The sequence below is a fragment of the Ligilactobacillus pabuli genome, from assembly GCF_022836475.1.
Lineage (GTDB): Bacteria > Bacillota > Bacilli > Lactobacillales > Lactobacillaceae > Ligilactobacillus > Ligilactobacillus pabuli.
The window spans coordinates 1,689-14,491 of sequence record NZ_BQXH01000006.1 but is presented as its reverse complement, the minus strand read 5'-3'; the positions used below and the strand labels follow the sequence as shown (position 1 = coordinate 14,491).

Sequence of the window (12,803 nt, the reverse complement as noted above, 5' to 3'; positions counted from 1 at the left end):
GTTACAACTAGTTAGAAAAGGTACTGCTTTTAGCTTGAATAGAAATTAAACTTGCCAGAAAAGCGCGAAGTGTTAAAATAAAGAAGGTTATTTCTAGGAAATGAGCACTCGACGAATTAATGACATTTTTTTGCTCAATTACTAACAAAGACGAAATGGCTATTTGACAGACGAAGTTGAAATTAGAAAGTAGGCAAGAATTTAATGGATCAGACTAAAATTGGTGAATATGTCTTCAAGCAGTTAATGACACAAGATCAGCTGCCGGGTAAGGATGAATTCATCTTGAAACCGATGAGTAAAGTCAGTGAAAAAAGCTCGAGAATGACCATCAAAATTGAAAAAACTAATGATCAAAAAACACATCAGCATCAAACGTTGATGCCAGAAATATTGTTCGTTTTTAGCGGGAAAATGGCAATCAACATTGAAGGACAGGAGTTTCCAGTGGCAGGGGGCAACTTTGTTTTCTTGGATACTGGAGTCAATTATCGCATCTTACCACTACAATGGGGTGACGTTTTGGTGCGGATCCAGATGGACGGCTCGTTTGAATTACAGCATTTTTTAAAAAATGTCTATAACACACGGTCTGCGGTGGCTAGCATCATCAATCAAATTATTGAGGTTTATCGTGACCAGCACTATGTCGTCTTTAATGCTCCTAAAGTGGACAACACCAGCTATGTGATCGACCGCGTTTTGATCGAGTATGTGGAGCCAGGCCTCTTATACTGTGAGAAAGTCTCACATCTCTTGGCAGTCTTGGTCTTGTTATTGTTAGAAAACGACTGCTATGTTGATCCTAGCAGCATTAATTTGCAATCAAAATACCAAATTGCGGACTTCACGGAATACATTAAGCGAAACTTCCAAAACATTACCCTGACCTCAATGGCAAGCTTTTTTGGCTATAATCCAAGCTATTTATCGACAGAGCTCAAGAAAACCACGGGCTACTCGTATAAGGAATTAGTTGAGAATGAACGGATGGCGCAGGCAACAGAATTACTAAAGAATCCGGCTTACACGATCAACGATGTTGTCAACTATGTAGGTTATACTTCAAAGTCTTTCTTTTACAAAAAGTTTAAAGCTCACTATGACATGTCACCTGCACAAATGCGGACGAAACTGCTTTCAAAATAATGTTGTGCACAACATAACAAAGATTTATCCGCTTTTTAAATTTTTTTTACAGCAAATTTAGGGTGAAAATGACCATTTCATTAACCTAATAAAACGTTGATATGGCAATGATTGTCCACAATTTTTTACCCGTTTAATAGGTGATTTATTTCGAGCACCTAGGAAATGAGTACCTCACAAACAATAAAAACAACCTTGCTGATTGTGCGTAAACAAATTATGATGATTATGGTTAATGAAAACGTTAGCTTGTGTGGCTGGCGAAAAGAGAAACGTTTTACCTAGGAAGATGTTGCTCGAATTGCAAGATATTTAACAAGCCGATGTTAAATTTTAAACATGAAAGAGAGAGATTTTATTATGGCTAATAAAATTAGTGGTTCAGATGCAGTCTTGAAAGTTATCGAAGATTGGGGCGTTGATCGTATTTATGGTTATCCGGGTGGTTCATTTGATTCAACAATGAACGCTTTGTACAACCAAAGCAACAAGATTAAATTTGTTCAAGTTCGTCACGAAGAAGCTGGTGCTTTAGCTGCCGCTGCTGATTCAAAACTAACAGGTAAAATTGGTGTCTGCTTCGGTTCAGCCGGCCCTGGTGCTGTTCATTTGATGAACGGTTTGTATGATGCAAAGCATGATCATACACCACTTTTGGCAATCGTTGCCCAAGTTCCATCAGCTAACATGAACATCGACTTCTTCCAGGCTTTGAACGAACAACCAATGTTTGACGACGTTGCCGTTTGGAACCGGACAGCTATGACAGCTGAAAGCTTGCCTGGTATGATCGACGAAGCTATTCGTCAAGCTTACAAGCACAATGGTGTTTCCGTTGTTACAATTCCTAAGGACTTCGGTTGGGCTATGATCGATGATACTTTCGAAACAAACGCTAAGAACCACCAAGCTCCTCTTTATCCAGAACCACAAGCTGATAAGATCGAAGAAGCAGTTAAATTGATCAAGGCTGCTAAAGCCCCAATGATCTACTTTGGTATTGGTGCCAAGAATGCTGCTCCTGAATTGAAAGCTTTATCTGAAAAATACAAGATGCCATTAGTTTCATCTGTTTTAGCTAAAGGTATCCTTGATGAAAAATACCCTGCATACCTTGGTTCATCCGGCCGTGTTGCTCCAAAGCCAGGTGCAGAAATTGGTTTTGCAACTGATTTGATGGTTTGGGTTGGTACTGACTCTCCATTTAGTATCCACTTGTTCAATCCAAAAGCTAAAGTTATCCAAATTGATATTGATAACGAAAAGATCGGTAAACGTCACTCTGTTGATGTTCCTGTCTTGGCAGATGCTAAGAAGGCTTTGGCTGCTTTGGCTGAAGCTGGCGAAGAATTAGAAGCAACACCATTCTTTAACGCAGCCTTGGCTGACAAGAAGAACTGGCGTGAATGGCAAGATAGCTTCAAAGACAGCAAAGAAGTTCCTGTTCGTCCAGAACCAATCTTTGACATCATTGACAGAACTGCCAGCGACAAAGCTGTTTTCGCCGTTGATGTTGGTAATGTTAACATCAACTTTGAACGTTTGATCGACATGCATGGTGACCAAAAGTGGACTACTTCTGGCCAATACGCAACAATGGGTTATGGCTTGCCAGCTGCAATCGCTGCTAAGGTTGCCTTCCCACATCGTGACGTATACAGCTTGAACGGTGACGGTGGTTTCGCAATGTTAATGGAAGAATTGTTGACACAAGTTAAGTACAACTTGCACATTGTTAACATCGTCTTCAGTAACGAAACACTTGGCTTTATCGAAGCTGAACAACGTGATGATTCACATCAACCATTATCTGGTGTTGATATTCAAGCTACAGACTGGGCAACTGCTGCTAAAGGTCTTGGCTGTGAAGCTTACACTGTTGAAACTGTTGACCAGTTCAAAGATGCTATGGCTGCTGCTGCTCAAACAAGTGCTCCTGTTTTGATCGACGTTAAGTTAACTCACGAAATGCCTTTCACAACACAACACATGTTCTTAGACCCAGCAACTTCATCAGAAGAACAAGTTAATGCTTTCGTTGAAAAATACCAAGCACAAAGCTTGAAGCCTTTCGGTTACTTCTTAGAACAAGCTGGCGGCGAAGCTGATGTTGTCAGTGGTGCTTCTGCTGATACTGAAGAACCAGAAGAGGAAGAAGAAGCTGACGTAACAAGTGGCGCTTCTGCTCACTAATTAAATTGAAATAAACACTAATAGTCGACTAAGTCACTGTTAGTTGGTCCCCATCTTCCTTGAATAAGGCAGGTGGGGACCTTTTTTTGGTTTGAGATAAGTTGTAATTAGTTGAGACTGGTTAAAAGAATGGCAGAGTATTAACCAGTTAGCGAGAGACTGGCTAAAAGAATGGCAGAATATTAACCAGTTAGCGGGAGACTGGCTAAAAGAATGACAAAGTATTAACCAGTTGATGGGAGACTGGATCAAAGCCAGAAAAAAGAACTTCAGTATGAGTCTGGCCCCAAGATCAAGGAAAGAGGGACCAAACGAAAGTAGTCTGGCCCCAAGATTAATGAAAGGGGGGCCAAACAGAAATAGTCTGGCCCTACGATTGCAAGAGGAAGGGTCAAAACCATCCATCTGGAGTCAAGCCAAGCAAAGTATGTTCCCGAGCCAGCACTGTCTGAAACAAGAACTGTGAGAAACCTTCCTACAAGCGAGAGGACTGTCTGCTTGTTTGCCAAGACAAGAAATAATGGTATTAAAAAAGCCTAGTCACAAAGAGCGACTAGGCTTTAATTAATTATTTAGCTGTTTTCTTTTCATTAAAGGTCAATGCGATCAATAGACCGACGATAGCTAATGCTAAGGTGAAGTACAAACCATAGTGGACACCGTTAGTAAAGGCTGCCGCATGGTTAGATCCAGCGTATGCGTGCTGACCAAAAGCTAAGAAACTTGTAGCTAAGGCAGTAGCAATCGCACCAACAACTTGTTGTAAGGTGTTTAAAATGGTACTACCATCAGCTGATTCAAAACCAGTTAAGGAATTCAATGCAAAAGTTTGTGAAGGTGACATCGCTAACGGTGCACCGATCATCAAGACGATATGTGCTGTAATGACATAGGCGATCGAGGAGTCTTTGTTGGCAAATAACAACATTAAGGCTCCAAGAGCGGCAATGGCGAAACCAATCACGGCTGGCTTTTTACCACCAATTGTGTCATACAAACGACCAGCGAAGGCAGACACAGCGGCGTTGACGATTCCACCTGGTAACATGATGATCCCTGTTAAAGCAACAGCCAACAACATCCCGCTTTGGATGTATTGCGGCAAGAGGTACATCGATGACAAGATGATCGAGAAGTCGATCATGACACAGGCAGTCCCCTTAGCGAAAGCTGCTTTTTTGAAAATACTTAAGTTCAAAATTGGTTCTGTTAGTGATAGTTGACGACGAACGTATAAAGTCAAAACGATGATACCAACTACCAATAAGCCTAAAACAACTGGAGAAGTCCAGCCAAGACTTGAGGCAAAGCTGACACCCATTACTAAAGTTGAAAAGGCAACGGCTGATTCAATGATTGATAAAACGTCAACGTGCGGCTTAGTTACGTGGCCAACATTTTCTAGGTTAAATAAACTAAAAATCAAAGCCAAGACTAAGAATGGAATAAACATCCAAAAGATCCAGTTCCAAGATAACTTACCTAAGATCAAACCAGTGACAGTTGGTCCGATTGCTGGGGCAAACATGATTACTAGCGCACACATTCCCATCGCTGCACCAAGTTTGAAAGGTGGGAAAATTGTCATTACGACCGTAAACATTAATGGAATGATCATCCCAGTTCCGATTCCCTGAATCATTCGTCCGGTTAAGAGTAAGGCGAAGTTAGGAGCTAGGGCTGAAATGACAGCACCGACAATAAAGTCAATTAAAGCGAAGATGACTAATTGGCGAGTTGTAAACCATTTGGTCAGCAAACTTGAGAAGGGTAAGATGATCCCAATTACAAGCATGTAACCAGTGACTAACCATTGAACGGTACTTGGTTCCAAACCAAAGACCTTCATTAACTGGGGTAAAGCAATGTTTAGGGATGTTTCTGATAACATTCCGACGAAGGCACCAATCATCATACCGGCCATTGTCAGCCAGGGGTGCTTAACTTCAACGCGCGGCTTTTGTGCCGTAAATTTTGATTCTGATGAGTCTACTAAAATAAAACCTCTCTTTTCTAAACTGTCTAATTAACATCAATTTGCATCAGCGCTGACAAACGATGATCTGGTTGGCCTCATTTTTACATTTAAATAAGTAGGAATAAATTCAAAAATCCAGTAATTTCATTAAAAATGAGGGAGGAAAAGTTTGTCATGGCGCTTTTTGCGCAATGAAATTATCATAGCACAAAAAAATTAGCTCGTGTAAGTCCTTTTTTGAAAAAAATAAGTGGAAGCGCTGTTAATCTTTCAAAAATTCTCCCTAATTTTGAAGGTGAGCGTGCTGGAAAACTTTTTGTAATGTTGCATTAACTTTTTTTGCAGTTTATGAATAAAGGCTCATTATCCCCGTAAACTAGGCCTTTGTTGACTTAGTTACTGTTTTTAAAAAAATAGGTAACGGTTACCTAAATGAAAAAGAGACTTGACTTTCTCATTTTAAGGGTATAAATTAGGTTATAATTAAATTAGAATGAAAATGTGTTGAAGAGGATCGTCATAGCCTAATACTCTGTCAGAGAGGTTTCGTTAGCTGAAAGAAACCGAGTCTGGCTGTGACCTCTCACCTCTGAACAGTGAAAGTGAAATTAATGTAGCTTTTGATGGCCGTCCACCATTATTTGGAACGCTCGTTGTCGTTGATCCGACAAGTGATGTGAGATTTCGCAAATTAATGCGAAATAAAAGATAGGTGGTACCGCGTCTACACGCCCTATGAAGTTGAAGTGCTTCATAGGGCCTTTTTTTATGGTTAAAGGCAACATATTTAGTTCTAGGTACATAGGAAGTAGGAGGAGAATATCATGGTGAACATTTGGAAAAAAATGACCCGTAAGGAAGATCCCGAGGTCTATAAAAGTAAGGATAAACACTTGCTGCAGGTTTTAGAAGTCAAGGATTTCTTGGCCTTAGGGGTTGGGACAATCGTGTCGACTTCGATTTTTACCTTACCTGGTGTCGTGGCTGCTAAACATGCTGGCCCGGCCGTGGCTCTGTCATTTTTGGCAGCGGCGCTAGTAGCGGCTTTGGTGGCTTTCGCTTATGCCGAAATGTCATCGACCATGCCATTTGCTGGCTCGGCTTATTCATGGATCAACGTTATTTTTGGGGAAGGTTTTGGTTGGATCGCCGGCTGGGCCTTACTGGCGGAGTACTTTATTGCGGTCGCCTTTGTTGGGTCTGGTCTTTCGGCTAATTTGCGCGGGTTATTGACACCGTTAGGAATTGAGCTGCCACGCCAAATTTCGAATACTTTAGGCACGAATGGCGGCTGGTTTGATTTGTTAGCCATTGTTGCCATGCTGATTGTCTCCTTCGTTTTATCACGGGGAGCATCAGAAGCTGCGCGGGTTGAAAACGTCTTGGTGATTTTAAAAGTTTTGGCAGTGATCGTCTTCTTGATCGTGGGTGTCACTGCAATCAAAGCACAAAACTTTACACCGTTTATTCCAAAATACCATCCCAATCCTGATGGCACTGCCTTTGGGGGCTGGCAAGGAATTTACGCCGGAGTTTCATCGATTTTCTTATCTTACGTTGGGTTTGATTCCATTGCGTCCAACGCAGCGGAAGCCAAGAATCCTTCGAAGACGATGCCCCGTGGAATCTTGGGCTCATTAGTGATCGCTGTGGTCTTGTTTGTTGCCGTAGCCTTGGTCTTGGTCGGAATGTTCAAATATACGAACTACGTTGATAACGCTGAACCTGTTGGCTGGGCCTTGCGTCACGCTGGTCATCCAGTAGTTGCGGTAGTTGTCCAGGCCATTGCTGTTGTTGGGATGTTTACCGCCTTGATCGGAATGATGTTAGCTGGTTCACGTCTGCTGTACTCATTTGGTCGCGATGGCATGTTGCCAAAATGGTTAGGTCAATTGAACAAGAATAATTTGCCAAACCACGCTTTGTTGTTCTTGACGGTGATTGCTGTTGTGATTGGTGCCGTGTTACCATTTGTCACCTTGTCACAGCTGATTTCAGCCGGGACGTTGATCGCCTTCATGTTTGTTTCACTGGGGATTTACAAGTTGCGTCCGCGCGAAGGTAAAGATTTACCAGAACCAGGCTTTAAGATGCCATGGTATCCAATTATGCCGGCGCTGGCCTTTATTGGCTCATTTATCGTCTTTATGGGCTTGGACAAGCAAGCTAAGGTTTATTCCTTAGTGTGGTTTGTGGTTGGAATCTTGCTTTACCTGTTTTATGGAATGAGAAATTCAAACTTAAATAATGAGGAACCAAAAGACTAGGGAGGTTATTTTCATGGGGGAAAACGAAAAGATTTTAGCAAATGAAAGCAAAGTTCTATCACCACAACGGGTGCAATATTACGATATTGCGATCGAATCAGGCAAGGGAGCTTTGTTACGCGACGCTAACGGCAAGGAATACATTGATTTGTTAGCGAGTGCTTCTTCAACAAATACAGGACATGCGCATCCACATATCGCTGCTGCAATCAGCGAACAAGCCAACAAGTTGATTCAATATACACCGGCTTATTTTGCCAATGTTCCAGCAGCTAAATTAGCGGAACGGTTGTGTGCTTTGGCACCAATTTCTGGTCCAGTTAAATTAACTTGGGGAAATTCCGGTTCCGACGCTAATGATGCGATCATCAAGTTTTCGCGGGCATACACAGGCCGCCAATACTTAGTGAGCTTTACTGGTGCTTATCATGGTTCAACTTATGGTTCATTGAGTATGTCGAGCTGTAGTTTGAATATGGCGCGCAAGATGGGACCAATGTTGCCTGGCGTAGTGAAGGTTCCGTACCCAGATGCTTGGGCACAGTTGCCAAATGAAACAGAAGATGAATTTGTGGACCGGATGTTTGCGGCTTTCAAGCTGCCATTTGAAACCTATTTGCCAGCTGAAGAAACTGCAGTCATCTTGATCGAACCGATCCAGGGTGATGGAGGCATTACTAAAGCGCCACAAAAATTCATGGAAAAAATTTACCAATTTGCCCACGAAAATGGCATCCTATTTGCCGTCGATGAAATCAATCAGGGGATGGGACGGACTGGTAAATGGTGGTCGATTCAAAACTTCCCAGGCATTGAACCTGACTTAATGAGTGTCGGCAAGTCACTTGCTTCAGGTTTGCCATTGAGTGCTGTGATTGGCCGGGCAGAAATCATGGACAGCCTAGGCTCACCAGCAAACGTCTTTACGACAGCGGGGAACCCAGTGACAACAGCGGCTTCACTTGCAACTTTGGATGTGATTGAAGATGAACATCTAGTGGAGCGTTCTGCACGTTTGGGAAAAGTTGCTGCTGACTTCTTCACGAAGGAACAAGAGAAGTTCGCCTTTATTGGGGCCTTCCGGATGTATGGGCTCGATGGCGGGATCGATATTGTTGATCCGGCAACGGGTAAAGCCGACCGGGAAGCAACGACTAAGTTAATTTACCGGATGTTTGAACTAGGAGTTTTGATCATTAGTTTGAAAGACAACGTGTTACGTTTTCAGCCGCCATTGGTCATTACTGATGAGCAATTAGCACAGGCCTTTGAAATCATGGACCAAGCTTTTGCGGAATTACAGGCAGGAAAATTAAGCTTGCCAGCTAATGCAGCTAACATCGGTTGGTAAAAAATAGCAGCAACTCGCGTAGTTTGGCGGGGGGCTGCTATTTTTATGGGATGAGGTGGATGTGCCGGTCCAGGTTTGACAAAGTAAGACTGGCAATTACTTCTAGCGAACTGAAAACAAGTGACAGATGCTAACTATTTTGTTCTTTGCCAGGTATAATAGGAAAGAAAGCAAGTTTATCAGAAACGAGGCGTCATATGAAATTTTCTACGATAGCTATTTTTGCGTTTGTCTTTACAGTAGATGTTTGGGCAACCATTCATGATCTACAACATTTTTTCAGTCGGACTGATGAACAGGGGCAACCCAGCACACCTAAGAGAAGAACGATGACGAAGGTCAACCTAGGAATCGATATTTTTTTGTTGGTGATCATGATCGGGTACCTAATTACCGAGTTTGGCAAATTAGGCGGTTAACCTCCCAAAAGCGGATTTTTGGGACTTGACGGTCGGTTTAAACTCCCGTACTGTTATAGAAAAGAGGATGACAAACGGCGGTATTTTGCGCCAAATGCAGCCTAACAATATTAATTGGAGGTTTTAAAATGCGTAATTTCTACTTTAATCATGATGGGAACGTCGATGATCTAGTTTCTTTACTATTATTACTACAAATGCCAGAAGTTAATTTGCTAGGGGTTGGGGTAACTGATGCTGATGGATACGTGGAGCCAGCATCATCTGCTTCCCGAAAAATTATTGACCGCTTTGGTCACCCAGACAGAAAGCCAGCTGACGTGGCAAAATCAAATTCACGGGCTAAACACCAATTTCCAGATGCTTGGCGCTTGAGTGCTTTTTCTTTTGATGATTTCCCACTATTAAATGAACATGGTAATCAGCCACAAACACCAGTCGCAGCTTTACCTGGTCATTTGGATCTGATTGAAAAACTGCAAGGTTCAGCTGAAAAAGTAACTTTAGTGATGACTGGTCCTTTGACTGATTTGGCACGCGCCTTAGAAATCGAACCTACAATCGTGGAGAAAATTGACCGTTTGTACTGGATGGGTGGAGCACTTGGCAGTAAGGGGAACGTGGCTGCGCCTGGTGCGGATGACACGATGGAATGGAATGCTTATTGGGATGCTGAAGCTGTCAAAACGGTGTGGGATTCAGCGCTAGAAATCGTGATGGTTGGTTTAGATAGTACGGATCAGGTACCATTGACGGATGAGTTGCGCTTACGTTGGGCTAAACAACGGAAATATCCTGCACTAGATTTAATTGGTCAAGGCTACTCGCTAGTTCATTCATTTGAAGCTAATTCCATTTACTACTTGTGGGATGTTTTGACGACTTTATGTAGTGAATACCCAGAATTAGTGGAATCTAAACAAGTGAAGACGGATGTGATCACGACAGGCTTGTCAGAAGGCAGAACGTATGAAACGGCTAATGGCCGTGAAGTGACTTTTGTAACAAGTGTCGATGCCGCAGCCTTCTATGATAAGATCGATGAATTAGCGCAGGCAGCAAAATAACAGAGCGAAGTGAGGCGCTTAAGAGACGAGCATATCGGACTAAACCAGGAAATCACGTTTTTCAGTGATGTGCTGATTTAGTTGGATAGGCGGAATCTCTTGCCTCAAGTAGCTCGACTACAAAACACAGAGTTTGGAAGGGACTTTTAATGCATACGTGGCATTAAAGGCCCCCTTTTTAGATGCAACTGGGTGCAAGTCAAGTGAAGTTGGCCCCAGTCGAGTCACAACTGGGTGTAAGTCAGAGGAAGTTAGCCCCAGTTGAGGAGCAACTGTGTGTAAGTCGGGGGAAGTTAGCCCCAGTCGTGCAAAGGATGGACTAAACAGAACTCCAATCAGTAAAATATGTTTGTCCTTAGCTTGGTGACCTCCACTGCCAGACCTGCTGTCCTGCAAATGAAAGCGAATCAGTCGAATCAAAAAATAACTGATAAATAAAATTTCAGCTAGCATTAGTTTTATGTACCAAAATTTGACGATAGTAAATGGAATTAGTTTCAAAGGCCTTAAAAACTGGACTGGATTTTTGGTTTTTAAGCCAAGGTTAGCTATAAAAATCTAGCTAATTTAAAAGCTTAAAACATTAAGAAAACCTTAAGATGCTTTGAATTGAACCATATCATTCGGACAAAACTTAAATCTATGTTAAGGTGAATTTAACGATTCGGCTGTAACATTCTTGTAATTTTGAACCACATCATCGTTAGTGGAACAAAAATTGGTGGCCGATTAATGCTCTATCGAGTGATAAGCGGTCTTTTTTTATCCCATTAATCAGATGTGGTCAAGCTAACGAACAGTTCAAGTCTTTTTTAATCGAGCAGGAGGATACTAAAATGGTGTCCAACGAATTTCAACTGCTAGGGCAATGTTAACCGACCTAACTTTTTCAGCCGAAGGTTTTAATTGTTTAAGGGTCAGGCTAACATTTCGCAGCATAAGAAAGCACGGAATTATTGGAGGCATGTAATGACAGAAAAAGTTAAAGTTAAGCATTTAACTAAAATTTTTGGCAAACAAATTCCCCAAGCTAAGAAATTATTACAACAGGGCAAATCAAAAGAAGAAATCTTAGCTGCTACTGGGTGTACAGTTGGTGTAAGTGACGCTAACTTTTCCATCAATGACGGGGAACTCTTTGTTGTCATGGGACTTTCCGGTAGTGGTAAGTCCACTCTGATTCGAATGATCAACCGTTTGATTGATTCGACTGACGGAGATGTTGAAATTGATGGTAAAAGTGTGATGGGACTAGATAAAGAAGGTTTGCGTAAATTACGCCAGGAGAAGTTTGGTATGGTCTTCCAGAACTTTGCTCTATTCCCACATCTCACAGTTTTACAAAATGCAGAATATGGGTTGGCGTTAAAGAAAGTTGATCCAAACACGCAAGAAAAAAAGGCCAAAGAGGCTTTGGATTTAGTTGGCTTAAATGGCTATGATCAACAGTATCCGGACCAATTATCTGGTGGGATGCAGCAACGGGTCGGCTTAGCACGGGCCATTGCCAATGACGCGGAAATTTTACTAATGGACGAAGCTTTCTCAGCTTTAGATCCATTGTATCGGAAAGAAATGCAGGACCTCTTGTTACAAATTCAGGAAAAAATGCATAAGACCGTGATTTTTATCGGGCATGATTTGAACGAAGCGCTCAAACTAGGTGACCGCATTATGATCATGCGTGACGGGGTCGTTCAACAGATCGGTGAACCAGAAGAAATTCTGACCCATCCAGCTAATGATTATGTCGAACGCTTTATTGAAGGTGTTGACCGGACGCGGGTCTTGACTGCCAGCAGCGTCATGACTAAAGCCCATGTGATCAACATTGCCAAGGCTGGTCCACGGGTGGCCTTACGCCGGATGCGTGACAATGATATTTCTTCAATTTACGTGGTTGATAATGAAAACAAGTTCGTCGGCTTTGCGGATGCGCATGATGTGTCTGACTTGATCAAACAAGGCAGCAAGGACTTACGTTCAGTATTGAAAACTGATGTGCCTAAGACACTCGCTGACACACCAATCAATGATTTGATCAATGATATTTCGAAGACGCCGATCCCATATATCGTGGTCGATGAACAAGATCGTTTACAAGGAATTATCTTACGTGGGGCAGTTCTAGCTGCTATTTCTGGGGAAGAGGTGAACGCTTAATGGGTAGTATCAAAGCATTGCCATTAGCTGACTGGGTCAACGCAGGCGTTGATTGGTTAAGTCAATTTACTGGTTTTTTCAATAGTATTACGGCCTTCTTTCAGGCGATCATCGATGCCATTCAATGGGTCTTTGACCTGCTGCCAGAATGGCTGTTCATCATTGTGATCCTAGCTTTTACTTACTGGATCAAACGTGATCAAAAGAAACTCGGCT

General features: G+C 42.3%; 9 protein-coding genes and 1 other annotated feature. Of the genes, 8 read left to right on the top strand and 1 reads right to left on the bottom strand.

The genetic code is table 11. The annotated features are described in order from the left end of the window. Window positions 1–204 precede the first annotated feature (204 nt). Together LPAF129_RS04130 and spxB are read left to right on the top strand one after the other, a co-directional pair. On the top strand, window positions 205–1,149 hold the full coding sequence (locus tag LPAF129_RS04130) for an AraC family transcriptional regulator (RefSeq protein ID WP_244054899.1): 945 nt from the start codon (window positions 205–207) through the stop codon (window positions 1,147–1,149). 360 nt (window positions 1,150–1,509) lie between these two features. Continuing rightward, window positions 1,510–3,342, top strand: a complete 1,833-nt coding sequence (spxB, locus tag LPAF129_RS04125; RefSeq protein ID WP_244054898.1) for a pyruvate oxidase — start codon at window positions 1,510–1,512, stop codon at window positions 3,340–3,342. A 568-nt stretch (window positions 3,343–3,910) separates the two neighbouring features. Here spxB and LPAF129_RS04120 read toward each other — a convergent pair. Further along, window positions 3,911–5,266, bottom strand: a complete 1,356-nt coding sequence (locus LPAF129_RS04120) for a DHA2 family efflux MFS transporter permease subunit (protein WP_244054897.1) — start codon at window positions 5,264–5,266, stop codon at window positions 3,911–3,913. 549 nt (window positions 5,267–5,815) lie between these two features. Continuing rightward, window positions 5,816–6,059: a binding site (T-box leader), on the top strand. 85 nt (window positions 6,060–6,144) lie between these two features. On the opposite strand from LPAF129_RS04120, the gene LPAF129_RS04115 reads away from it, so the two are divergent. The 6 genes from LPAF129_RS04115 to LPAF129_RS04090 form a co-directional block, all read left to right on the top strand. After that, on the top strand, window positions 6,145–7,587 hold the full coding sequence (locus LPAF129_RS04115) for an APC family permease (RefSeq protein ID WP_244054896.1): 1,443 nt from the start codon (window positions 6,145–6,147) through the stop codon (window positions 7,585–7,587). 13 nt (window positions 7,588–7,600) lie between these two features. Further along, the gene (locus LPAF129_RS04110; RefSeq protein ID WP_244054895.1) at window positions 7,601–8,938 is read left to right on the top strand and encodes an aspartate aminotransferase family protein; all 1,338 of its coding nucleotides are present in this window, start codon (window positions 7,601–7,603) and stop codon (window positions 8,936–8,938) included. A gap of 197 nt (window positions 8,939–9,135) precedes the next feature. Further along, a complete protein-coding gene (locus LPAF129_RS04105) occupies window positions 9,136–9,357 on the top strand; it encodes a hypothetical protein (protein ID WP_244054894.1) in 222 nt (73 codons plus the stop codon). A gap of 128 nt (window positions 9,358–9,485) precedes the next feature. After that, window positions 9,486–10,424, top strand: a complete 939-nt coding sequence (locus tag LPAF129_RS04100) for a nucleoside hydrolase (protein ID WP_244054893.1) — start codon at window positions 9,486–9,488, stop codon at window positions 10,422–10,424. Window positions 10,425–11,393: 969 nt separating this feature from the next. Next, window positions 11,394–12,587: a quaternary amine ABC transporter ATP-binding protein gene (locus tag LPAF129_RS04095; RefSeq protein ID WP_244054892.1), complete on the top strand. Its 1,194-nt coding sequence runs from the start codon at window positions 11,394–11,396 to the stop codon at window positions 12,585–12,587. Further along, window positions 12,587–12,803, top strand: a 217-nt coding sequence (locus LPAF129_RS04090) for a glycine/betaine ABC transporter permease (protein WP_244054891.1), incomplete at its 3' end; no start/stop codon positions are given. The genes LPAF129_RS04095 and LPAF129_RS04090, both read left to right, overlap by 1 nt.